Raw genomic sequence first — 24,519 nt, forward strand, 5'->3', positions numbered from 1 at the left:
TCGTAGTAATAGCACGTTCTGGGGTATAAATGAGCAATGTTGTTCTATTTGCCATCACCTTTGGAGCCAGCCTTTGCTCCTCTTGCCCAATAATATGTGTTTGCCCATATTCGATGTGGCCACTAAGAGCATATGCTTGACTACTTATCGTCCCTCCGAGGAATAACAACGGCAGCACCCTTGACCATTTTGATAAAGAAAGCTTTATCATGTGAACGATTCCTTGTATTGAAAATTAGATGTCGTTCAGAAATATAGGCACCTGATATTCACCCCCGCATATACAATACGTTGCAATATTGATCTTAGTTCCAGCGATTAATCGGAAAATGTGGGGTTGATAACTCAATAGGAATAATAGGTATTTATAGTATTAAATTTTGATAAGCTCCCCCCCTTTCAATGACCAACAATAACTAAGGTTTACCAGTGATAACTCACTTCTAGCCCCCATGCGTAATGGTCGTCATATTCGCCGACAATACGTCCTCGTGCAGGGTCGTCGCCAGTGTCTATTGGTGCATTCCCGGTATCAAACAGATTGAGATTCACATCCAGCTTATGACCACTTTGATACTGATATTGAATGCCCGCGCCCAGCCCATAGATCCTATCAAGAGCAAACGAGAAACTTCGGTTTTCATCACTAATAGCTGGCTGAGCATATAGCCCACCAACTCGTCCTGTTATTCGCTCGCTGACAGGAAACGACAAACCCGCAGTAAACACCCAGAAGTCTTGATACCACTCATCTGGAGCCACAACCTTATTATCGACAATGCTTATTTCCGTAATGCCAAACTCTGAAAAATTCACCCATATCGCATCGAAAGTGATCTCCCAATCATTCTCCAGCTGATGATAGGCACCAAATTGAAACTGGGCTGGCACCTTACTGGTAATACTCAGGCTGCTGATTGCCGCTTCGAGTTGTTCCCTTGCCTCATCTGGCGCATCCAAGCCGCTAATCTTCACATCAGGGGTGCTGTCAGCATCAGATTCAGAGTGCCAGTTAATGGCAAAACGTGTCGTCGGCGACCACTCCACTAAGGCGCTCAATACCAGTGCAACACCTAACCCATCAGATTCGACATCCAAATTGCCGTCTGGCCGGTTTGGGTCACTATTGGCAATGGCCGAGCTGATCTCAGAGGTGGTGTAATTAATATTGAGCCCAAGCCCTAGCGAATAGCGTTCATTTATCCGATAGGCCAATGATGGGCTTAGGCTGACTAAAATAAGGCTCGAATCCGTCGTGTAATAACGACCGGCCCAACTTCCCCCGCTTGAAGACCCAAAACCCGATGGAATTGTTAAGGCGACGCCTGCGCGCCAATCTGGATCAATTACCCGAACATAATACATTGAGGGAACCAATATAGGACTGCCAGTATCTGGCGCTCCACCACTTACTGTGGTCAAGCTGTCGTCAATATCAAATTCACCTAGGTATTGAAACAATAAACCAGAAACTACCCACGAATGGTCGTCAAGTCGCGTCATACCTGCCGGTGTAAGATAGGCGGTTTCTGCACTGTCTGCAGCTGCAAACAAGCGTGTAAAAACCGGGGCCGCTGCGTAGGCTGAACTTATAGATAAAACAAGCACAGAGATAATTGCTATTTTCACCAAAATGCCCTGTTTATTACTAGGACCTGTTGTTGGTTAAGACTAGCAGTGAAATCCGCCCCATTTTATAGCGTTCAGCTAATGTTACTCAGTTTTGAGTCAGACTTATTAAATATAAGAAAATCGCCCCCTGCATTTTACAACTTTGAGAAACTCTCCTAGTTTTTTAACACAACCATAGTAAATAAAATTGGATTCTTAATATGATGCGGCCGATATTGCCTCTCGTCATGACAAGCGCCTTTGTCTCTAGTGCCTATGCCATAGAGCCTATTCCAACTGAAAGTGGTTTTTCTGGTTTTGTTAACGTCGGTATCGGTGGTATGAGTGTTGAATCGAATAATTTAGCCAAATTTGGCTCGATTGACTTAAGCAACAACACATTAAATTCGATCAATGATAAGCCCAGCAGTGAAGACTCTGCAATTCCAGTCATCGCAGCAGAAATAGCGTATACATTCGCCGATACTCGAACCCAAATATTCATTGGTAACCAGTTAGAAGACTATATTCGTTTCGATTTCTCAACCCTTGCGGGCATACGACAAGAAATTGGCAAAGCCGGTGTCTTGGGGGCAAGCTTCCTTTATACCCCAATGGCAACTGAAGTTTGGGCTGACCCTTTCCTAACCGATACGCCAAGAACTAAAACCGATCGTACCGCTAATGGTTATCGCCTGATTTGGGATCGTATGTACGGTACGGGCCTTGAATTACGGTACTCATATAGAGATGTCGACATCGATAATGAGCAAAGTGGTATATCGCAAGGCTTGGAACCCGAGGAACTCGCTTTGCTCAACCGCAATGGTGATTTTCACCGCTTCGCTGTGCAATACACCTTTGCATGGGATTTACCCAGACACCGTTTAGTCCCTTCTTTCTCCGTTGTCGATCATGACAGCGATGGCGATGCCATGTCTTATGACGGATATACTCTCGGCGCAAACTATATCTACTCCATCAACCGCTGGCGTTTTGTCACTAACGTCCACCTCTCTGAACTTTCTTTTGATGAAGTTCACCCGCTATATGACAAAAAGATAGATAGCAGCCAACTCGGGGCGAGCTTCACGGCCTTTTATGCCAGTCCTTTTGGCTGGAAGAATTGGCTAGCGAACGGCTCCGTTGCTTGGTTTGATGATGATAGTGACGTCGATTTTTACGATGGGTCAGTGAGTTTGTTCAGTGTCGGACTACTCTATCGCTTCTGAATCAAAACAAGCTATCCTCCTAATAGCGCCAGGATCACGCATTAAAAGGATCCTGGCGTTGTTTATTTGAGCGCCATTATCATTGTTTTATTTCAACTTTTTTATAGCTGCTACCATTCATAACGTTTAATGACTTCATCAAGGGATACAGCAATGCAAAAAGTAATTATTGTTACTGGCTCAACCGATGGCATCGGATTCGAAACAGCCAAAATGCTCGTATCTCAAGACCATCATGTCCTTTTGCATGGTCGTAATCCTGCAAAGCTCAAAGACGTGGAAGAGCAACTCACAAAGTTACAGGGTAGCGGGAGAGTTGAAACTTATGTGGCTGATTTATCAAAAATGTCAGAAGTTAATACGCTTGCCCATGAAATCAAAGCGCAACACTCTCAATTAGACGTTTTGATTAATAATGCTGGTGTCTACAACACACCCGTTACAGCGACGAATGATGGCTTTGATGTCCGTTTTGCCGTTAACACCTTTGCCCCGTATCTACTGACTAAGGCGTTACTTTCTGTTTTGGGACAAAGCGGCCGCGTGATTAACCTCTCTTCAGCAGCACAAGCAACCGTAAACTTAGATGCACTTGCTGGCAATGCTCCCTTATCAGCAGGCGAAGCTTACGCACAAAGTAAACTGGCGATCACCATGTGGTCTCGCAGTATGGGACTTGCGCTGAAAGAAAGCGGTCCAATGATAGCGTCAGTCAACCCAAAATCGCTACTTGGCAGTAAGATGGTGAAAAGTGCATTTGGTATCGCTGGTAGTGATCTTAGTGTCGGGGCCGATATACTGGTGCGCGGCGCTTTATCTGATGAATTTGCCGATGCTCATGGCCAGTATTTTGATAATGATATCGGCCAATTCGGACAGCCACATCCCGACGCATTGAACGATCAAAAAGTCCAGGCAGTAATGGCTGCAATGGATGCTGCTCTGGAAAAACTCCGGAAGTAGCCCACTCTACCGCTCATCGCTATTTCAATCTCGCCTTTAATGACAAGAAGGGCTAGCAATTAGCCCTTCGTTATAGAGAAGTCGGTATGTAACGGAAATACCAACCCTTTTCTTTGGTTATTGCAGCTTAATCCCAGCAAGGGCATCAAACAGTGCACGCTTATCGGCTTGCGATAGGTAGTTCATGTCTAGCACCTTAGAAAATGCGTTCCAATCTGCTTCCGACAGCTTGCCACCTTCTTTTAGGTACTCAACGATCTCTTGATTAATTTGATTACCCAAGGCAATCAATGCAGGACGCACCTCTGCTTTTAAATCACGAGGCTCTTTGCTCGTTGGCTCATTAAGTAAATCAGCACGATAGCGATACTGGATAGCTTTGGCCGCAGAGATCTGTGCCCGGAAGAACCCCTCAACACTGCCGCGATCCAACCCCACACTTGCCGCCGAAGCTGACGCTTTATCGATAACCACTTCCTCCCTCGCAACATCTTCAATGGGCAAATGATGGTTCGACTTATACAACCCTACATCTTCCATGTAGCTCAACCGTTGGGCGATCGTACTAAATAATTCATTCGTCGAAGGTGTCGCCTGCACTTGGAGTGAGAATACACACATCAAAGTCGCTACGATTGCTGGAAACACCGATATTGCTTTAAACATTTACTATCCCTTTTAATTCAATAAGCAATAAGTTGAGCCCGATCATATAACCTACAGATGAGCATATCAATGCATAGCTTAAGCTCATGGCATTAACATCTAATCCGAGGGATATCCCGCCATTGAGTTGTATATTGCGGTGACAGAAAATCACGCCGCATGGTCCACTTTGGCTCAATCCCTTGAGCTGCAAGAAACACACTATCTCGGCCATAACGCTGGTTAAGGCTATCGAATACCGCCATCAAAGCTGGGTTCGTTGTCGATTCATCAAACAAGTCTCCCTGCGCATGCTCACCGCTGACCAAATCGATCAGCCCAACACCGATTTTGTAATACCTAACACCCGACGCATAAATTTGATCGAGCAGTGAGGCTACCGCCTTGGTAATAGCTGTAGAGTCATCGGTGGGATAAGCGAAGCGATAGATTTGCTTGAATCCCTGCGGCCGCTCGTCATAAGGCGAGTTCGAGGCAAACACCAGCATTACCCGTACAAGAGAATGCTGTCTTCTCAGCTTCTCTGCTGCCATACCGGCGTGCTTACACAGCGCTTGGCGCAGACTATCAGGGCAAGTGATCCGCTCACCGACACTACGGGTAGAGAAAATCTGTTTCTTGTCTGCTCTTGCGCAATCCCACCCTTTGCACACCTCGCCATTGAGCTCCCGTACTGTACGCTCAACCTCAACGCTGAATGATTTCCTTGCCAAATCCGGCCTCATCGCAGCCAATTCCAATGCAGTGTTAACCCCCATGAACGCCAGCCGTTTAGCTATTCGCCGGCCAATTCCCCAAACATCAGAGGTTTTCATCTGGCTCAAGATCGCATACCGCTCCGCTTCGGTTTCTATCACGCACACACCTTGGTAGCCCTGTACCTTTTTAGCGGCATGGTTTGCCACTTTAGCAAGGGTTAATGTCGATCCTATTCCTACGCATACGGGTAACCGACACTCGCGCCAAACAGCCCGCCTTAGCAATTGTGCATGGTGGGATAAATCCGGTATTGCTTGCTGGCATTGGTGGAAAGCCAAAAAAGACTCATCAATAGAATACACATGCTGCTCTGGAGCAAATCGGCCAATCACCTCCATCATCTTGGCAGACAAATCACCATAGAGTTCATAGTTAGACGAACAAGCAATCACACCTTTCGCTTCGCATAAGCCGCGCATTTCAAAATAGCCTTTGAATTTCTCCACCCCCGCTTCTCTGGCCAACCGATTAGCCGCGACAATAATTCCATCGTTATTCGACAAAACCACCATGGGCTTATTGCGCCAATCTGGCCGAAACACTTGTTCTGCCGAGCAATAAAATGAGTTGGCATCTACTAGCGCGTACATTACAGCCTCACTTTATCTACTTTCACCAAAAATCAGGCTCTTCCGGTGACACCGGATCGAACGGGTTACGACGCCTTCCAAGGTAAACTGATCGTGATGCGAGACAAATACAGGCATATAACCCGACGCAGCCGAAAGTAGCCGCCGTTGCTTGGTATCAATGAGCTTACAGACAAACTCTCCATTAAAATTCGCCACGACCACATCGTGATCTTTCACCTCGATGTGGCGATCGACAATCAATACATCACCGTCAAAAATGCCGACGCCTTCCATACTCCGGCCTTGTGCCAAGCCAATGTAGGTGGCACTTGGGTGCTCCACCAACAATTCATCCAGCGACAAAGGAAGTTGCAAGTAATCCGTCGCAGGGCTCTCAAACCCAGTGATCCCCGCACTGGCATAAAATGGAATAAAGTTCATAATTTACGATATACTGTTTATTTATACAGTATCATTGTTATCCTAGATGCAACATTGGTCAAGATGCACCTTGATCAATACCCTCTTCTATTTGCCCCATAGCGCTAGAAGTGAATCAAGGAGAGAAACCATGTGTGGAAGGCTCAACATTCTGGCTAACATGCTGAATAATCAGGTTTCTGATGAGTTACGCGTGCGCTATAGCACTACCGATAACCCAGATCTTAGGCCAAGCCAAACAGTCGCGGTAATTTGTAATAGCCCTCACGGCAACACCCGCGGCCTACAGCAATTTGATATGACATGGGGGATAAAACCAGATTGGGCAAAGAAGCTATTGATTAATGCCCAAGTTGAAACCGCATCAGATAAACCTACTTGGAAAAGTGCGATGCAACACCGTCGCTGTATTGTTCCCTGCTCAGGGTGGTACGAATGGCGCGATGAAGGAGGGCCTAAAAAACAGAAATACTTGTTCCGTCATGAAAGTGGCAAACCTTTGTACATGGCAGGGCTATGGTTTGATACAACCGATGGAGAACGACCCGAACTGGTTACCCTCACCACAGCGGCTGATACGGTTTGCCAGCCTTATCACCACCGGATGCCGCTGTTGATTGACGTTAACGAGATTGAAAACTGGCTACGGAACCAACAGTCGATTGAACTGTTACTAGCTCAATTACGGCAGGTCCAAAATCAAGGCAGAACGCATACTCTTTCAATTAATCCAACGAATACACCAGCATGAAAGCTAGTCGCTAACCTTACAGTCTTTCGCTCAAACTGGCTTTTCCTCTGCCGTTTTATTCATTCTGTAATAGAATACACGCAACCAACCCTCCTTCTTATTGATAAGGAATGCCATGAGCAGCCAGAATGTACAATCAGATGATGTAGTGATTGTCAGTAATTCTTCCGACAACCCTTTCGCGATTGATGTCGCATATGCAATGGGCCAGGATGAAGATATCTCCGATGTAATCAGCATGAAGCATTTCATGAACACTGAGTTTTGCCCACGCTTTATCTCAGATGAAAATGACATGGAGAATATCGGCAATAGCTTAGAAGGCAAAACAGTTGTCATTGTTAGTACCGGTAACCTGGTTACCAGCCGCCAGGAATTGGCCATGCACAACCTCATCATTGCGCGAGCAGCCAAAGAAAATGGGGCTAGCCGTGTGGTATTGGTTGAGCCAGACTTATTTTTCTCAGCTCAAGATCGTGGACCACGTGCAGATTTGGGTGATCCCCAAGGTAAACGAGATGTATCCGACATTAAGAAATTTGATGGCCAACCCTTCACTTCTAAGCTCTATGCACAGATGCTAAAACTTTCAGGGGTTGATGATGTCGTAACGGTGCATAACCATTCTGTATCTGTACAGAAGATGTTTAGCGAAGTGTTCGGTGGCCGTTTCTACAACCTCATTCCTTACAAAATTTACGCCCACTACTTGTTGAATTCAAATATCTTGAGCTACGGACCACAAGGTGAAGGTCTCGTTCTTTGTGCACCAGACAAAGGTGCTCGCGACTTCGTAAAAGAGATGTACAACACACTTGGTCTAACCAAGGCTAAGTTCATCATGTTAGACAAAGAACGTACCGCTGAACGTAAAGTAGAAATCACTCTTCACGAAGAAAGTGAAGACACATTCGAGGACCTGAACAATTCTAGTATCGTTCTATTTGACGATATGGTTCGTACCGGCTCAACAGTAGTAAAATCCTGTCAGTTCCTTCAGCAGTTAAAACCTAAGCACATGGTATTCACTGTCTCACACTTCTACGCTAGTACTGAAGGTCGTGAGCGTATGTCTAACCCTGCACTGGGCGAGATCCTGACACTGAACACAATGCCAACTATCCTGAACCGTGATGAACAAGGCCGTTTGCGCAAGAAAATGGTTGTACTGAAAATTGAGAAATTCTTGGCTCAAGAGTTGTGCAAGATCCTGGAACTACCTCAGCGCTCTGAAGAGACTAACCCTTACAAAATTGACATGTCATCAAAGAACCCTCGCTTCCAGCGTAAAATTTGGTTCTCTGATCAACTGTCCGAACTGTAGTAGCTGGTAAATGAAATATTTACTAAAAAATATGCTTTAACGAACAATAACAGGCTACTTCGGTAGCCCGTTTTATTTTGCGGACGTCTAGCTAAGATCTGCCCCTTTTTGTTTTAGATAGACTTATCACTATCAGATACAGATGACGGAATGACCTACTTTTTCTAATCGAAAAATACTGAAAAAACAGACCACACTATACTGATATCAACGCCTTTATACCTGCGATTCCTTTACACATTCCTTATCTCTTAGCTCTCCATTAACTGAATGAATCACTTTCAAAAATGCAATGTTAGCTTACCTGCTTTAGATTGATGTAGCGTTGACGACTACGTTTGAGAAGCGCATTCTTTTATGTCCGAGCAGAACAGAGCTTGCTTTCGTTAATAGAGCAATCTACCAATAGTTTGTTCTGTGCAACGCATCTATTTGAATGGCAGATTACATGAATAAAATTGTTATGTTAGTTATGGGGCTGTTTTTTACCAGTCGATTATACGCCAGTATTGCACCGCATGTTACTCAACTTGAGCATGATGCGCCTATTCTCATTCGTTCTGCACTCACCGTCGGCGTTGTGGGCTATCTCATCTGGACGGTATTTAGATATATTAAAAAGAACAAAGCCTCTCGTTAAAACTAACTCTAGCAAAAGCCTTAATAGAGAGGCTTACCTATGTTTAAGGCGGAAATACTGAATATTTGAGCGTACAAAATCGAAACAAGTATAGCCGTGACACTTATTACTTAAAATGGATTTGGGCTATGACCATGGATAGGCTCGCCTGTGGTTGGGTGAGTCAAGTAAATATCACTGGCATGGAGCATTAAGCGCTGTGAGATGTCATTCGCTTTAAGGTTGTTACTTAGCTCTGTGCTGTTATAAAGATCACAACCTAAAATTGGGTAGCCAAATTCAAGGCTATGGATCCGTAATTGGTGGGTGCGACCTGTAATGGGGGTGTATTGCACTAAAGTTCTAGGCGGGTTATCCAAGCGACTAATTACCTGATAGTCACTAGTGGCACTTTTCCCTGTATCGTAGCAAATCTTTACACGGGGAAACAAACTCTTATCTTTAGCAATAGGGGCCGATATTTGGCCACTCTCAGTTTTAACCCACCCCGCTAGCATAGCGAGATAACGCTTTTGCACTGTCCGTGCTTGAAACTGTTTATTCAGACTCTTAGATGCAGCACTGTTAAGCCCCACTACCATAATACCAGAAGTCCCTAAATCAAGCCGATGTGGCAATTTAGCATCCACAAAAGCAGGTGTCGCTTTTTGGGTCTGGCTAGCGGCTTGACCATTAACTAAACGATAGTGCACTGAATCCCAATTAAGCAGGTTTTTACCCGATAAACTTAACAAACCACTCGGCTTATTAATCAATAAAATATCATCATCCTGATAAAGGATCTCTACTCTAGCCAGACACTCAGGTGCCAAAAAATTATCAATTATTTCACTAGTAGAAGAGTCAAATTTAGACATTTAAGAGTCCTGATGTAATAAAAGAGAGAAGGTTTATATAGTGGATGAGTAAAATTGGCCACTACTTTGTCGATAAACCTATTGCTTTGCAATAGATGAGATTATCCGAAATTTCTCAGCCTCTGAAATTCGCAACAAGGTTTTGTCTAGTTATGAGTGACTACTAGATCGTAAGATATAGTCGCGGAACCTTAAATCTTCAGCAACATCATGAATGAATTTCACTAATTCATCGTCTCACTCCCCCAACCTCTCTAATGTACGCCTTAGGTACTACTGGAACGGAACCAGTAGTTTTCAGCCCTATTTACCTCGTTAAAGGACAGTAACGCACGGTAGGGATACCTTCAAAAGGCTCATATGTTCAAGATACTAAAGCAAGAATACACACTGATTACCGGTATGCTTGCCATATTATTTTTTAAACTCGGCGGAAATAGCCTGCTAGATGGTGACAACTCTCCCGCTTTATACATAGTGACAACTGGCATTTTGTTTGCGGCCGTAATGACAGCAATCTTTGCTGTTGTTCGCCACTCTGACGCGCTTGCAATTAAATTAGGTGACCCATTCGGGACGCTAATTCTGACTTTGTCAGTTGTCTTGCTTGAAGTCATCATGGTTTCATCTGTCATGCTGACTGGCGACTCTAATCCCGTACTGGCAAGAGACACCATGTTTGCCGTAGTAATGACTGTGCTCAATGGTTTTGTCGGCATTACTTTGTTGATCGGCGGCATGAAGTACCACACCCAAACATATAACTTGGATGGAATAAAAGCCTATCTTGTCGCCATCATTCCGCTGGCAATGCTCTGTTTGATTCTCCCTAACTTCACCAGTATGGATGCCTTTGGCAACATGTCTGCAGGTTTAACAGGGACTCTAGTGCTCGCTTCGATAGCACTTTATGCCGTATTCCTATTTATTCAAACCCGCAGTCATACCCACTTTTTTATTGACGCAGATAACAAAAGCGACCACGACTGCCATGGTCCATTAAAGAGCAACACATTCCATACCATCATGCTTATTAGCTACTTGGTGGTGGTCATTTTGCTGGCAAAAAGCTTAGCAATTCCAATCAATGATGGAATCACCGTGATGGGCGCACCTGCTGCACTAGGCGGTTTAGTTGTGGCTCTGATCATTCTTGCACCTGAAGCAGTTGGTGCGCTTAAGGCTGCCTTTAAGAACCAACTTCAGCGAGCCATAAACCTGTTTTTTGGCTCGGTGCTTGCCACCATCGCATTAACTGTACCTGCAGTACTGCTTATTTCAGGGCTAATGAATGAGCCCATCCGATTAGGGCTCGAACCGGCTGAAATGGTGCTTCTTATTGCAACTCTGTTGATGAGTAGTGTCAGCCTCAGTAGTGGCAGAACCAACTCACTCAACGGCGCTACGCACCTCATTCTTTTCTTTGCCTACATCATTTTAATGTTTGATTAAGCGACAAGGCATAAACCATGACATTTATTTCCATGCCCCTGCACTCAACAAGCGCAGAGCAACTCTACGAACAACTTCTCATTTGCGTTGAAATACAAAACGCTGAGCAGTTACAAAAACATATAGTCACCGCGAATGCTGAAACACTTCCATCAACTTTCAGGATGCTTACTGACCACGAGCGTGTCGCCGTCTGGTGTTTGCTCAGCAACACATCACCACAGCTGGCTGCAAGCTTACTCGACCACTTTTCGGATAACGAGTTACTCGCTTTAATGAGCCAGTTGCCAATAGAGGTCACTAAAAAACTGTTTGAATACCTACATTCTACAGACAGAAGGATGCTAATCACTCAATTGCCAGCTCAGCGGCAATCTCAACTAAAACGAGCTTTACCGCAAAAATGGCGAAATGAAGAGCAAGCAGCACTCATCTATCCCGAGTATTCGGCAGGCAGCATTTGTAAAAGTGAAATCATAAAGTTACATCAAGACGCAACTATCGCCGTCTTAAGGGACACCTTAAAAGAAAAAGAACAAGACTCAGAATATCTAGACCCTGAACAACTAGAGTGGCGTTATATCTATTTACATGATGATAAAAAGACCTTCCTTGGAGCCTTGAGATTAAGGGATATTTTTCTACAACCACCAGAAACAAAACTAAAAGATCATATCGACCCAACCATTCCCATTGCATCACCAGACCAAGAACTTTATGCGCTAAAAAGTATCTTAGATACCACACAGCACCCCATAGTCCCTGTGGTTAACGAACACGGTTTTCAAATCGGTGTGATTGGCTATAAGCAACTTAACGAAGCACTCTATGAACAATCAAAACACCAACTGCTTGAACAGTCCGGCCTCTTTGGCGGTGATGAGTTTCGCTCAATGCCAACACTCACCCGAAACCTACGACGGTTAGCCTTTTTGCTTCCATCGGTCGTTTTAAGCTATGCCGCCGTCTCTATCATTGCCGCTTACGAACCCATTATTGAGCAAATCGCGGTTCTCGCCGCCATTTTACCGCTTGTCGCCAACCTCTCTGGCGCAGCAGGTAACCAAGCCGTCGCGGTCTCGATTAGAGAGCTCTCAATGGGTCATCTTAGCGCAAAAGATTGGTGTTACGTTATCGCCAAAGAAGTCCCCATCGGCCTTATCAACGGCATGTTGATTGGCGGGGTATTAGCCGTACTGACGCTGTTTACCCATGGTAATGAACATTATGGATTACCTTTGCTGATTGGTCTCGCTTACGCTTTTTCATCCATTATTGCGGTGATGATTGGCGGGGCATTACCTTTGCTCTTAAGGCGCTTCAACCTAGACCCAGCGATGCTATCGAGCCCTGTCTTAACCACGTTAACCGATGCTATTTCATTCTTTAGTGTCCTTTACCTCGCGCAATTATTTTTACTGTAAACAAACATTCAACCCATCTATTGAAGAGCTCGCTTATGCATATTGAAACTTTATTTACCTATTTAACATTAACAGTTATCGGTTTATTGCCGATGATGAACCCACCAGCCGCAGCAACAGTATTGCTGGGATTAAGCAAGGGTAAAGATAAAAACTACATCGTCTCGCAAGCTAAAACGGTCGGCGTTTTTTTATTCTTTGCTCTATGTATTACCTTCCTGATTGGTTCATCAGTATTAGAGCTTTTCAGTATTTCGATACCTAGCTTGCGCCTAGGTGGCGGAATCATCATTGTCGCCATTGGCTTTAATATGCTATTTCCCCGCCAAGAGACAGGTAATGGGCCCCCAGGACAAGACTCGATTGCGCTTGTACCTTTGACCATTCCATCACTATGCGGTCCTGGAACAATGGCACTGATCATTAGCCTCGCTGCAGAATTAGCCATTCATGGCGATGAGCTACACATGCCAAGTGTTTACAGCGGGGTAATAAGCGGTTTTGCCGTCGTTGCCTTAGTGGCTGCAATTACCCTTAGCATGGCTTACCCACTACTCAAAGCCCTCGGCCAAAATGGCATCAATGCATTTACCCGAATCATGGGCTTTCTACTGATTTGTATGGGCGTTCAGTTCTTTACTCTGGGCATTGAGGAGATTGTTCAAGACATCTATCAACTCCTATAAGCGCAACATCAGTCACCAAAGAGCTATCAACGGCCTAATATAATGAAGTGATACACTCGATACCAAAAATACATAGTCGCTGAAGGGACTCAGCGATAAGTCTATCCTCCAGCCGAACTCGCCGACCTTATTTATTAGTCAAATCTCCCTACCAGTTAACAATTTCGTTAGTAACCTATTGAAATAAAATGTCTTAAATCTATTCTTAAACTAGCGTAGAAAACAGCATAGTACGCAATGAAAACCGCGAAGGGAAAACGATGAAAGATATCCGAGATTTAGACCTAAATCTTCTAAAACTGCTAAAAGCGGTGGTTGAAACACGCAATACACATGCAGCGGCGGATAAGCTGGGGATCTCGCAAACCAGCGTCAGCCGAGGGCTGGCAAAGTTAAGGGAAACCTTTGGTGAGCAACTTTTCATCCGTAAAGCCCACGGTGTCCAGCCCTCAGAATTAGCCGAAAAACTGGCTGAAGCCGCAGATGAAATGTTTAATCCATTAATCAAGGTTGTCGACTCCTACCAAGATTTCAACCCGCAAGCGTTTAAGGGTGAAATTACTATCGCAATGAATATCTTTCTGCTTGAGCTCTATGGTGACGGTATTTTTACCGCATTACGGGAAGCGTTACCTAAAGCCAGATTTAAGATGATTTACTGGCAAGAAAACTCGCTGGCAGAGATATTAAATGGCCACATAGACTACATGATCCATTTTGCTGCATTTCCACTTCCACAAGATATTTATCAGCACAAAATCCAAACGATAAAACTCTGTTTAGTTGCACGTAAAGATCACCCAGTATTAAAAAATGGTAGTGAGTGGGAACGCATTCACAACTTACCATTAGCTCGAGGCATTATTGACGGCATAAACTCAAAACGCTCCCCTTTAGAAGAGCTTTACCAAGCAAAAGGCTACAAGGCACAAATTGATTTAGAGACACACAGCGTACGGGTTTTACTCAGTAAGTTAAAAAATACAGATGCCATTTTGTTTGGTAGTAGCTTCATGACACAGCTTGAACCTAAACTAGCTAACTACCCCTTACCGCCACTACCACAAGAAACGCGCCAACTTCAGGTTAACGGGGGCTACCTACAATCAAAACGCGGTTTTCCGCTCAATCAACTGCTTCACCAAATCATGCAGAGTTATTTTGATAGTGTCATACAACCAGAGTAACGATGGCAGATAATGGAAACCGTCACCTGTCATCGTTAGTTTATACTGTCGCGTTTTTACGGGTAGCGGACGATGTAGCTGGGTAGATAATCGTATCTTTTATCTCATACTTATATTCGAAACTAAAATCAGGAAACGGATAGTTGTCGGTTTCATGCCACTGCTTAACCGTCGTGGCCGCCTTCTCTTTGAGCGCGTCATCAACCGCTGAAAGCTTGCCCGCGAACTGATATTGATTAGAAAAAGCCAGCTGCGCGCCAACCGTTTCCACCTGCCGCATCACCATCAGCAATATATCTTCTTGCACAGCCATAAACTCATCATGATCACGGCACTTAATATAAGCGAGTACATTCACCAAAATGCCATACTCGCCTACCCCCATAAAACGGGCACGGAGTGGTTCGGCTTCTAACTGCGGGTGCCTCAACAACACCCTTCGAATATTAACCATAAGCAACCTTAACTGATCCCTTGTCAGCTCGGCACGCACGCGAAAGGTATGTTCCATTCTTCGCTTATCACGTCGCTCTAAATTATCTATCTCCATATTGGCGAATTCTGAGTTTGGAATTGTTATCAGGGAGCGTTCTAACGTTCTGATCCGAGTCGAACGTAAGCCGATACTTTCTATCGTACCGAGCTTATCGCCATACCGGCATAGCTCACCAATCTTTATCCCACCATCAGCATACAAGGTTAAGCCGTTAATCACATTCTCCAGCACAGGGCGTATCGCCAAAGCCACCGCTAAACCACCAACACCAAGACCGGCAACAATCGGTGAAATAGAAAACCCCATAAACTCAACAACATAAATCGCGAGTATTGCGATGGTCAAGCCACCAAAAATGCGGGCCAAAACCGTAATCAAGGAGGAGTCGACTTGCTTGCCATTATGCTTATGATAAGCGTAGATAGAAGCAAAGTAGTTAAACATCGCCATGATAAGCCACGAAGTGAAAAGAAATTGCCAAAGCAAGAAAGCGGTAGACAGCAACTGATACACACCTCCAGTTACCCAGATTCCATTATCTATCACTCGCCTCATTACCAATAAAATCACAACGGCACTGAACAACGAGATCAGACGGCCGACTTGCCAGCTTTGTCCTCGACTTTCCCAATAACTATTCCACACTCCACCTAATAAAAACTTAATTTAATAAGCAACTTAGATAATATAAAAACCCCCAGCAGTGCTAACCATTGCCACAGAGGCAATGGGCCATACAAGCGAATAAAATCAGAAGGCAGAGAATAGATAAATCCTTTGGAAAACAGTGGGCCCGGAGTGATCAAAAACTCTTGATAATAGTCAGTCCGAGAATCCAGCGCATAAGGCAGCGCTTCCATTTTGCGATACCAAGAAGGGATTTGTTGTACCGTATTCGCCGAGAACACAAACTGTCCCTGCCTGTTGCCCGACTCTAACCGAACAATGGATAAATCCGAGTTTGCAAAACGCCAGTAACTCACCCCTTGTGCTTGTTCATTGTCAGGGGCTGCCTGTAAAGCCTCGGCATCAAAACGGTCTAAAATCTCTCTAAGCAAAATGATGCGTTCCATCAGTACCACGGTGCGAGTTCGATTCGGCACCAGAGAGATATCCATCGTTCTAATTGCCTGATTGTAAGCCTGCTTTGCTTCTTTTGAATCTAACGTCTCTTGTTGCCAGTGCTTGATCACAATTTCTGAGTAATACAGGAAGTTAACTAATGTCCGTTTCGGGCTTGAAGTATCTGCAAGTGAAAATGGCGAAAGAGAAAAAGAGGAAGCACTAAAGATCATCATACCCATGATCAGAAAGCGATGACTAATTAGACGGATATTCATGCAAACGCCCATAACTTATTTTCTGTTCGATATCTACTGACTGCTGTCACCCAGCAAAAAGCAAAGCGCTCACTTGAGCGCTGCTTTTAAAGCATAAAAATGACTATTTGAGGTGGGTATTAAAAAACAGTCCAATCTCCCTGATTGCATCATCCGATTCCGGTACCTCGGCCACCAAGCCATTCATGTAATCCCCGTGTGACTGACCGTCGTACACATGCAGTTGTGTTTCTACATCCGCACTGCGTAGCAGGCGATGCATACGAACCGTATCGCTTAGCAATACATCACGCGTACCGCTTAGGAACAATGTCGGAGGGAAATCCTTTATCTCAGCATACACTGGTGACAACAAAGGATTCGCTAAGTTTTCACCATCTGCATATACATCAAATGCGGCTTCAATCAGCCCTTCTCGCTGCCCCAACGGATCTAAGCCTTTTAGCGTATGCCAAGAATCAGAGGCTTGTGTTAAATCCGTCGCCGGTGTACCCGCATAAATCGCACCCGGTGTCGGTAAACCCATCTGCTGGAGTTTCAACACGGTTGTCAACGTTAGGTTACCGCCAGCTGAGGTGCCGAAAATTGCCGTCGCCTCTGGCTTCTGGGTTTTTGTTAATTCTTTCCAAACAGCGACTGTATCTTCTAATGCTGCAGGGAAAGGGTTAAGCGGCGGCTTACGGTAGTCAATAGAAATAACTTGCGCGCCAAGACCATTGGCTACCCATGCCGCTTCACGCAACGCCGACTCATCACCACCAAAGACAAAAGCACCACCGTGAATATGAATCAACCATTTGTCTTTGTACTCTGGGGCGACCTTTTTAGGGGTAACAAAGAACGTCTCTACCCCAGCATAGGTTTTCGCTTCGTAAGTCACACCCAAGCGCTCCATACCTATATGGGCTAACTCAATACCAGACACATTGAATGCTTTCTGAAAGGCCAGCCACTCTTCTGTTGACTCAGGAACAGGCATAACTGGCGGTAGCTCCCGATTTTCAATGATTGTCGCCATCTCTGATGAAATGCCCACAGGTGTCGGGATAGAGCGTTCATCTAAAGTAATGTTAGCCAGTGCAAGTGAGCTAGACATGCTAACCAATAATGCTGGAACAATAGTGCGTAACAATTTCTTTTTCATCATGACTCCGATAACCGGTTTGATTAATGCCCTGTGGACTGTAGCGCCATTATTCAGCACACCACGATATCAAGCGATGAATTAGAGAAATTCAAAACTGAGCTAAACAAGCACACACATACCGCCACATATGAATTACTCAAACCCATGGTTATCAAGGTAGAAAGCAATGACAATGTGACTATCAGAGAATGGATGATTAAGGGGATTAGAATGAAAAAGTACTTGCCTGTTATTGTGATATTTAGCTGTTACCTCGCGTTCTTTTTCGGACTTGTAACTCGGATATCAGCTTTGTAGAGAGGCCTTATAACCAAAGCATGCTGAAAGGCTAAGTGAAGCATTACCTTGAAATCAAAACATGTAATAGTCCGCTATGGCTGCAGGAATTTAGCCATGCCCCTACCCCTAATTCTTTGTTATCATTAAGTCATCAGCTAGAGAGCCAACCAATACTACTGACCTATTCATTGTATATGAGTTAAGCGATTACGAATCCGATGGTGAATACATTGCCAAAGGTGGTGATATTAAGAAGATTGATGATTGGGTACCACAAGAGAAAGATCTAAAGCCTACTGCTTACACCTATTTTGTTCCAACTCAATAACCAAGCTAAGTGATATTCACTCAAAGACATTGGCCGGTGCGCTTACAAACTTAATACCTGCCTTTTATCCCTCCTACCAACATCCACATCATCACATTCATAAAACCTTACAATCGACCAACACCTGGAAATATCTAGAGTATTATACTTTACGCTTTGCTTTTTGGTCGAATATAATGTCAGATAAACAAGAAAATCAGAATGTTACCGTTGTGGATATTCGCATGCCATTTACCTCAATGGTTACCTTTATGGTCAAATTTGCCATTGCATCTATCCCTGCTGTAATTATTCTATCCTTCCTATTCTTTGGGCTAGCTATCTTCTTCGGTGTCTTTGGCGCCTTACTTCAACCTTAGAATCCCCTTCAGATTAAGGCGAAGCATTATGATGCATCTCTTACGTGGTTGGTTTGGTGAAAAGAAAACAACACTAAATATGTGGATGTCACTTGATAACAGTGACTACCACCGATTTCACAATCTATTTGTTCCTACATTTAATGGCACAGCTCAAATCGACCATCTGATTATATCTCAATACGGTATTTTTATTGTTGAAACCAAAAACCTTAAAGGATGGATTTTTGGTAATGAGTCCTCAAAACAGTGGACCCAATCACTATATGGAAAAAAATATAGATTCCAAAACCCTCTACATCAAACATACAGGCAGAAAAAAGCCCTCTCCAACTATTTCAATATCGATGAAAGCCTTATCCAAACAGTAATATACTTTTCAGGCGATTGTAGCCTCAAAACAGTCATGCCAATAAATATTATGGATAGAGGTCTTGGGCGTTACATAAAAAGCTTCAGAAGAGAGCTGCTATCAACGACTCAAAAAAAACAGTTGATAGGGCTACTTCACTCTCATGTTTCAACATGCACCGTCACGAACCGAGAGCATGTTAAGTCCCTTCGTGAAAGGCATAGCTCTTCAACATCTTGCCCACGATGTGGTTCAAGCCTAGTTGAAAGAGTGGCCCGGAATGGTCCCAACGCAGGTAGAACTTTTCTTGGTTGTCAGAGCTTCCCGAAGTGCCGGTTTATAAAGAATAACTAGTTGCAATATTCTGCCTCACCCCTACGTACAAAAGAGGTTTACATTGACTATGTAAACCTTGCTGCTGTTACGCATAACGGTACTACTCATTACTAGTAGATACTGACTTAATCATAGATAGATGGTGGTGACTAAGGCACTCAGAAAATTTTCATTTCCCGCGCTGTCGCCTCATTTGCAATGAAATAGGCCCTCAGAAGAACCTATTCGATTTACTATAAAAAAAGAGCTAGAGGACCAACTTCTAGCTCCTTTAGTTTATTGCAAAATCATACTATATAGATTTTGATATTAAGTCTGCTTTTAAGAGTCCACCCTTGGTTAGCAACTTAGGCGAAAAGTTAGGGTTTCTGCGCTGCTTATAAGCTGTCAATATTTTTTGAAGCCCTTCAGCTTCCAATAAAGAGATGTTGATATCCGTATCCATATCAGCAGCATCAATGAAATCTTCTGAAAAACCAGGAGCAACAATAAGAGCTTGTGCAACCCTATGGCCATTTGCTTCACAACGTTTAACATAAGCTTTTACCTGTCTTGATGTCGAAGCGTATTTAGCAAACTGTCCATTCTTGAATGATTTCACTTCCCCAATAATCACATCATCATTTTCAAGCGAAACAATAATGTCTGCTTTATCCTTAGCTGTATTAATGTCTTTTCTTAAATCTTCATCAACATTCATCCCTAGTTGCTCAAGGATAGAACGGGTTGCCTCTTCAAACTTAATTCCAATATCACCTTCTTTAATGTCGATACCTGCGGAATGTAGCCCTTGAAGATCTCTACTTGCAAGAAGATGATAGTTCTCAATTAGTCGGTCATTCGCACTAGCAAAACTATCAATAATTTGACTTCTTGGGTTTCCTCGCCTTGGAAGCCCCAAGTCATTTCTTATCGTTTTAACTTCATCATTACTATAAAGATAAAGAATATCTAGTGGTGTAATGCTCAAGGCTTTTAAGCGTTCAGGGTCTATTGCTTCTTTGTTTTCTATTTCAAAATCTGCTCGTAACCTATGGTCAACATTAGGAAGTGTTTCACTTAATTTTTCAAGAAGCTCTTTATAGCCACTCACACTAAGAATATTAAACTCTTCTTCTTCAGAAGTTCTTAAGAAATTAATGATTACTTCAATACGATCTTGTAGCCTTGTCCCAATTTTGTGAACATTTAGGTCCATATCTTCTATTAACTGCTTTATACGCTCTTTTCTTTGATTTTGTGTAGCATCATCAGCATGAACATCATTCATCAGAATACTACGTATGGATAAACCAGAATGAGTAATGGTCGCAATCTTATCTTGCCTATCGACTCCTCTAATCTTGTATCCATGGTTTTTTAGCACATTTGATAACTCACCGTCCGTCAGAGATCTCAATATTCTAAGAGCGTATTTATCGTGAATTTCTTTGCCAATCACATCATGAAGAATCTCAACCACTTCATCAGCAACCATAACCTCAGAACGGCGTCGATTGATTAGAATAATCCCATGTTCCCTTAAATACTCTAAAGCGTTCTCTATACCAAGCTCAGGAATAGGATCAATCGTGTGTTCAATAGCGTGTACCTCTTCACGAGACAACCCCAACCTCTCTGATAGAACATTTAAAATGCTCCTTTCATCTTCTGAAATCTTAGCTGAACGGTTAGACTTTAAATCATTTGTATATGCAGCAGTCATACAGTCACGATAAATTTCTAGGCGATGATACCGCTCAAAATCATTAGTTTCCCTATTATCAATTTCTTCAATAAGCTCTCTACTTAGCTTATCAATCTCCTGATACTCCTTCGCATAAAGGCTCTCAATCCATGGGACGGTAGCTATACAATTACCGTCTCTAGCCAATATATTAATGAGTAAGGAAACTTGAGGACCACCAATAGCAACTTGTTCAACGATATGCTTCTTGAAGTGTTTTTGAATCAGAGTAAAAAGCTGAGTGATTTCATTACCAGATGCCGACTTTAACTGGCCATCAATCTTATCAAGCTGCTTAACTAAATCAGGATCGTCCTTATTGTCTTGACATAGCTTATCGATACAATTTACAAATTTCGACCGCTCAACTTGATTGGTATGATTTAAAACCTGACTAAGTTTCATAACAGCAACCTGCTAAAAAATAAGGAGAATAATAAGATAGTAACTCTCCATTTGTATTAGACTGGGAGTTAATTTTACAAAATGTTAAGTATGTCACTAGTTTAATATCATTTCTGATTGGTCAGACCAAGTATCAACTACATTCATCAGGTCATTTTCATATATAAATCTCCCTCCTACATCCAGCGTCAGCTCAAACCCTTAACGTTGTACGAGTCCAGACCTCAAACAAACATCAGCGAGTTACAATATCATCCTATGATTTTTATCATTCTCTAAGATTTAGAATAGTAGTTACTTTAATCTCAATAGTAACAAGCCTTAGTGAAGGATTGTCTAGAACTCGAAGCAGTTAATAGCCAGTCATGTCTGAGGATCTGAGCTAGAATTAGCCATGCCCCTACCTCTAATTCTTTGTTATCATTAAGCCAGATGACACTTTTCTCGTGTGAAGATAATAATGAGCAACAACGACAATCAGCCAACCCTGTTTTGGCTGGATTGTGGAAACAAATAATTAACCACATGTTTTTAAAGTGGTTTTTATTGTATCGAATCATTTTAGGACGCAGCTTGGACACATAATATTTAAAATCATACGGAAAACCTAATAATCATATTGACAAACATACCAAGCTTTTAATCTTTAAAAGAGCTGCATCAACAATATATTGATCTGTATTCTAATTTAATGTAAGTTACCATATTGATAACTAAAGGTAATCATGGAGCGCGAGTAGCTTTATCCCATATGGGTTATTTGTGAATGCTCCTTAACATTCCCGAAGGTTTGCATCGTAGATGCGCATTACCCAGCAATGGGTACGTCCAAGATTTCCCTAATTAAGTAAAAGGATATCAGTGTGAAAGCTAACACATCACAAGCCATCAGCAAAAAACTCTTCCCAACGTACGGTACTACGCTAAGTGCAGATCAGTTTGGGGCCTCACATATCGAAAATCAAACTCAAGCGACTAAGTTGCTTAATGAAGCAAAAAGAGCTGGCAACAACTGGGATTTTCAAGTTAAAACACAAGCCGCCATCGTTTTAGCAGCAGGCAATACAGTTGGGCAGAAAAACAAAAAAGGAAAGCTACTTCCAGCCTCTAAAATAGTCTTCAGCCGGACGGCTGGCTACGATTTTATGTGTCGTTCCAACTTACAGGGTAGCTATCTAAACGCATTAAACAACGAACTTGAACCATTTGGTGTCTATATCAGTCGCCATAAAGGCGAAGAACTCATTGTTAGCTACGATTTTGGCTCTTCTCGACCAATATGGATTTCCGATATTGCCCAGCTTCCCGATGACATACAGGAAGCCCTAAATGTCGCCACTGAGATATTTAAGAGCGGAATCCGAAAAGCTGCCCTTATTGACTTAGCAGACTTATACGTTCGCCCGCTTTTTTAAGTAAGGTATAGTAGATTTACAGCAAAGGCCACCAGGTTTTAGGTGGTCTTTTCAATTACTACGTAGGCACAAACATATGAACCCAACAAAAGCAGCAATTCTGATCATCTACAACTACAAAGATTACGTCCTACAACAAAGAAAAAAGGACAAAGTTATATCAGGCACAAGATTTCGGATGTCCACTAAGAACTTGAGAAACGTTGTTAAAAAGGAACGACTTTCACAAAACTACCTTGAAAGCCTATCCGGAGAGATGATGGAAATGGGTTGGTTGATGGCTTCTGATGGAGGCGATTATTGGTTATTTGTAAAACTTGACTATACGTCAAAGTGGAGCAGAGTAACCATGCAAACGCGAGCAGATAGCGACTGGCCTCACGCAGCACATAGAGACAATGTATTAAATGGAGGCACGATCAACTTTGAAGAATTAGATGGGTTCGTCGATGAGTCTTTTTTAGCAAACGTGCAATTGTAGTTTTAATAGGCCTTGGCGTTGTTAACGCCGACTTTAAACTACTATTTCCTTAGCTCATAACAAAGTAAATGTATACCGACCATACTTATCCCAGACCAGCTCTCATTCATAAATACAACACATCAACACGTTACGCATAACGCGAATATTCAAAATTATGGCTAACCACTTCTGATTCAGGCTCGGTGGTGGTGACCATAGAGTCCGAAAAATTTTCATTTCGCGCGATGTGGCATCGTATGCAGACTTTAGGCTCTCAGAAGAACCTATTCATTGTTTCAAGAAAAGGGAAGTAAACCTCCCTTCCCTGCTGATGATAGAGTTATGTATCAATCTAAGTTGTATGCACGGGAAAATGAATGTCTCAATTGGCTGATATGATAAGGTTCTCTGTCATATGAATCTCTTATCAAATCTCCTTCCTTAGTAACCCAGTGAAACATTTCATCATCAACTTTTAGGTACATCACAGCCTTTTGAGCCACACGTTCAAGGCTTGTTACTAATCCACGCTCAAGACCGAAGAAGTGATTTAAGGCACGCTTCATCTGCTCACAATTAACTCTTCTGTCTTTTTGTACGCAGTCGATAGCTTTAAGGTACTGCTCCGCATTTAAAATTTTCTCTTCATCAGTCTTACCTGGAATACTGCAAACATATGCGAAAGTAGCAATTCCACAAGTTAACTCGGCTTCATCTTGTAAAACATGCTCGCAATGAGACATAGTTTTACTAATAGAACTCATATCAAATTGCTTTGTCTTTTTTAACTTCAGTGACACCTAGCGAACTCCCTTCTAACAATCAAAATATACAACCAATTTAATATCGTATATAAATAAACACACCACCTCCAGCTAAAGCTGATTCAAAGTGTCGTGACAAATATGACTTCTCACTCAACCGCCTCAAAGTGGTACTCGCCCAAGCAGAGGACAATCCACATCGCTCTGCAATATCACCCGCAGTAACCTCCTCCCCATACTTGATAGACTGAAGCACCCTCAGCTGCGTCTTGCTCAACTTAACCAAGCCAACCTGATGCGGAACAGACCGAGCTGCACGAGCCAAATTCGGGTCGATTGGGCCGCTTTGAGCCAAATTATCCATATTTTTTATCATCCTCTAAGATTTAGAATAGTAGTTACTTTAATCTCAATAGTAACAAGCCTTAGTGAAGGATTGCCTAGAACTCGAAGCAGTTAATAGCCAGTCATGTCTGAGGATCTGAGCTAGAATTAGCCATGCCCCTACCTCTAATTCTTTGTTATCATTAAGCCAGATGACACT

Annotated in this window: 24 protein-coding genes; 13 read left to right on the plus strand and 11 right to left on the minus strand. The window is 43.1% G+C overall.

Going from position 1 to position 24,519, the window contains the following annotated elements:
- Positions 1–423: 423 nt before the first annotated feature.
- Entirely contained in the window at positions 424–1,629 is a 1,206-nt protein-coding gene (locus tag L4D79_RS15565) for an OmpP1/FadL family transporter (protein ID WP_428652461.1), read from the minus strand.
- A 203-nt stretch (positions 1,630–1,832) separates the two neighbouring features.
- Here L4D79_RS15565 and L4D79_RS15570 point away from each other — a divergent pair, with 203 nt between their 5' ends.
- Both L4D79_RS15570 and L4D79_RS15575 read left to right on the plus strand, forming a co-directional pair.
- On the plus strand, positions 1,833–2,843 hold the full coding sequence (locus L4D79_RS15570) for a DUF2860 family protein (protein WP_428652462.1): 1,011 nt from the start codon (positions 1,833–1,835) through the stop codon (positions 2,841–2,843).
- Between the two features lie 153 nt (positions 2,844–2,996).
- Positions 2,997–3,806, plus strand: coding sequence for an SDR family NAD(P)-dependent oxidoreductase (locus L4D79_RS15575; protein ID WP_428652463.1), 810 nt, complete (start codon positions 2,997–2,999; stop codon positions 3,804–3,806).
- A 117-nt stretch (positions 3,807–3,923) separates the two neighbouring features.
- Here the strand turns inward: L4D79_RS15575 and L4D79_RS15580 are convergent, their stop codons facing one another.
- The 3 genes from L4D79_RS15580 to umuD all read right to left on the minus strand — a co-directional run bounded on the left by L4D79_RS15580 (position 3,924) and on the right by umuD (position 6,244).
- Positions 3,924–4,472 (minus strand): chorismate mutase, encoded by a 549-nt coding sequence (locus tag L4D79_RS15580; protein WP_428652464.1) that lies wholly within the window; start codon positions 4,470–4,472, stop codon positions 3,924–3,926.
- A 92-nt stretch (positions 4,473–4,564) separates the two neighbouring features.
- Positions 4,565–5,821, minus strand: a complete 1,257-nt coding sequence (locus tag L4D79_RS15585; RefSeq protein ID WP_428652465.1) for a Y-family DNA polymerase — start codon at positions 5,819–5,821, stop codon at positions 4,565–4,567.
- 12 nt (positions 5,822–5,833) lie between these two features.
- Positions 5,834–6,244 carry a translesion error-prone DNA polymerase V autoproteolytic subunit gene (gene umuD, locus L4D79_RS15590; RefSeq protein ID WP_428652466.1) on the minus strand — a complete coding sequence of 137 codons (411 nt, stop codon included), beginning with the start codon at positions 6,242–6,244 and terminating at the stop codon, positions 5,834–5,836.
- Between the two features lie 130 nt (positions 6,245–6,374).
- Between umuD and L4D79_RS15595 the strand changes: the two genes are divergently transcribed.
- From L4D79_RS15595 to L4D79_RS15605, 3 genes are all read left to right on the plus strand, one after another.
- Positions 6,375–6,995, plus strand: a complete 621-nt coding sequence (locus tag L4D79_RS15595) for an SOS response-associated peptidase (protein ID WP_428652467.1) — start codon at positions 6,375–6,377, stop codon at positions 6,993–6,995.
- Between the two features lie 115 nt (positions 6,996–7,110).
- Positions 7,111–8,319 carry a phosphoribosyltransferase family protein gene (locus tag L4D79_RS15600; protein ID WP_428652468.1) on the plus strand — a complete coding sequence of 403 codons (1,209 nt, stop codon included), beginning with the start codon at positions 7,111–7,113 and terminating at the stop codon, positions 8,317–8,319.
- 448 nt (positions 8,320–8,767) lie between these two features.
- On the plus strand, positions 8,768–8,959 hold the full coding sequence (locus L4D79_RS15605; RefSeq protein ID WP_428652469.1) for a hypothetical protein: 192 nt from the start codon (positions 8,768–8,770) through the stop codon (positions 8,957–8,959).
- 110 nt (positions 8,960–9,069) lie between these two features.
- On the opposite strand, the gene L4D79_RS15610 is transcribed toward L4D79_RS15605, so the two are convergent.
- Complete coding sequence (locus L4D79_RS15610; protein ID WP_428652470.1) at positions 9,070–9,816, minus strand: RluA family pseudouridine synthase; 747 nt, start codon at positions 9,814–9,816, stop codon at positions 9,070–9,072.
- Between the two features lie 360 nt (positions 9,817–10,176).
- Between L4D79_RS15610 and L4D79_RS15615 the strand changes: the two genes are divergently transcribed.
- The 4 genes from L4D79_RS15615 (at position 10,177) to L4D79_RS15630 (ending at position 14,565) form a co-directional block, all read left to right on the plus strand.
- Positions 10,177–11,268: a calcium:cation antiporter gene (locus L4D79_RS15615; RefSeq protein WP_428652471.1), complete on the plus strand. Its 1,092-nt coding sequence runs from the start codon at positions 10,177–10,179 to the stop codon at positions 11,266–11,268.
- A gap of 17 nt (positions 11,269–11,285) precedes the next feature.
- Positions 11,286–12,692 carry a magnesium transporter gene (locus L4D79_RS15620; protein WP_428652472.1) on the plus strand — a complete coding sequence of 469 codons (1,407 nt, stop codon included), beginning with the start codon at positions 11,286–11,288 and terminating at the stop codon, positions 12,690–12,692.
- Positions 12,693–12,727: 35 nt separating this feature from the next.
- Positions 12,728–13,378 (plus strand): MarC family NAAT transporter, encoded by a 651-nt coding sequence (locus L4D79_RS15625; protein WP_428652473.1) that lies wholly within the window; start codon positions 12,728–12,730, stop codon positions 13,376–13,378.
- 260 nt (positions 13,379–13,638) lie between these two features.
- A complete protein-coding gene (locus L4D79_RS15630) occupies positions 13,639–14,565 on the plus strand; it encodes a LysR family transcriptional regulator (protein WP_428652474.1) in 927 nt (308 codons plus the stop codon).
- A 40-nt stretch (positions 14,566–14,605) separates the two neighbouring features.
- Here the strand turns inward: L4D79_RS15630 and L4D79_RS15635 are convergent, their stop codons facing one another.
- The 3 genes from L4D79_RS15635 to L4D79_RS15645 form a co-directional block, all read right to left on the minus strand.
- Complete coding sequence (locus L4D79_RS15635) at positions 14,606–15,607, minus strand: mechanosensitive ion channel family protein (RefSeq protein WP_428652475.1); 1,002 nt, start codon at positions 15,605–15,607, stop codon at positions 14,606–14,608.
- A gap of 104 nt (positions 15,608–15,711) precedes the next feature.
- A complete protein-coding gene (locus L4D79_RS15640) occupies positions 15,712–16,401 on the minus strand; it encodes a hypothetical protein (protein WP_428652476.1) in 690 nt (229 codons plus the stop codon).
- 103 nt (positions 16,402–16,504) lie between these two features.
- A complete protein-coding gene (locus tag L4D79_RS15645) occupies positions 16,505–17,545 on the minus strand; it encodes an alpha/beta hydrolase (RefSeq protein ID WP_428652477.1) in 1,041 nt (346 codons plus the stop codon).
- Between the two features lie 786 nt (positions 17,546–18,331).
- Here L4D79_RS15645 and L4D79_RS15650 point away from each other — a divergent pair.
- On the plus strand, positions 18,332–18,514 hold the full coding sequence (locus tag L4D79_RS15650) for a hypothetical protein (RefSeq protein ID WP_428652478.1): 183 nt from the start codon (positions 18,332–18,334) through the stop codon (positions 18,512–18,514).
- Positions 18,515–18,542: 28 nt separating this feature from the next.
- Entirely contained in the window at positions 18,543–19,220 is a 678-nt protein-coding gene (locus tag L4D79_RS15655) for a nuclease-related domain-containing protein (RefSeq protein WP_428652479.1), read from the plus strand.
- A gap of 274 nt (positions 19,221–19,494) precedes the next feature.
- On the opposite strand, the gene L4D79_RS15660 is transcribed toward L4D79_RS15655, so the two are convergent.
- Positions 19,495–21,333, minus strand: a complete 1,839-nt coding sequence (locus tag L4D79_RS15660) for a hypothetical protein (protein WP_428652480.1) — start codon at positions 21,331–21,333, stop codon at positions 19,495–19,497.
- Between the two features lie 863 nt (positions 21,334–22,196).
- Here L4D79_RS15660 and L4D79_RS15665 point away from each other — a divergent pair.
- Entirely contained in the window at positions 22,197–22,748 is a 552-nt protein-coding gene (locus L4D79_RS15665; RefSeq protein WP_428652481.1) for a hypothetical protein, read from the plus strand.
- A 76-nt stretch (positions 22,749–22,824) separates the two neighbouring features.
- Complete coding sequence (locus L4D79_RS15670; protein ID WP_428652482.1) at positions 22,825–23,229, plus strand: hypothetical protein; 405 nt, start codon at positions 22,825–22,827, stop codon at positions 23,227–23,229.
- A gap of 329 nt (positions 23,230–23,558) precedes the next feature.
- Here the strand turns inward: L4D79_RS15670 and L4D79_RS15675 are convergent, their stop codons facing one another.
- Positions 23,559–24,011 carry a hypothetical protein gene (locus L4D79_RS15675; RefSeq protein ID WP_428652483.1) on the minus strand — a complete coding sequence of 151 codons (453 nt, stop codon included), beginning with the start codon at positions 24,009–24,011 and terminating at the stop codon, positions 23,559–23,561.
- A 40-nt stretch (positions 24,012–24,051) separates the two neighbouring features.
- Positions 24,052–24,351, minus strand: a complete 300-nt coding sequence (locus L4D79_RS15680) for a MarR family transcriptional regulator (protein ID WP_428652484.1) — start codon at positions 24,349–24,351, stop codon at positions 24,052–24,054.
- Between the last annotated feature and the right edge of the window lie 168 nt (positions 24,352–24,519).

The sequence above is a fragment of the Photobacterium satsumensis genome (assembly GCF_050336935.1).
In the GTDB taxonomy this organism is placed as follows: Bacteria; Pseudomonadota; Gammaproteobacteria; order Enterobacterales; family Vibrionaceae; genus Photobacterium; species Photobacterium satsumensis.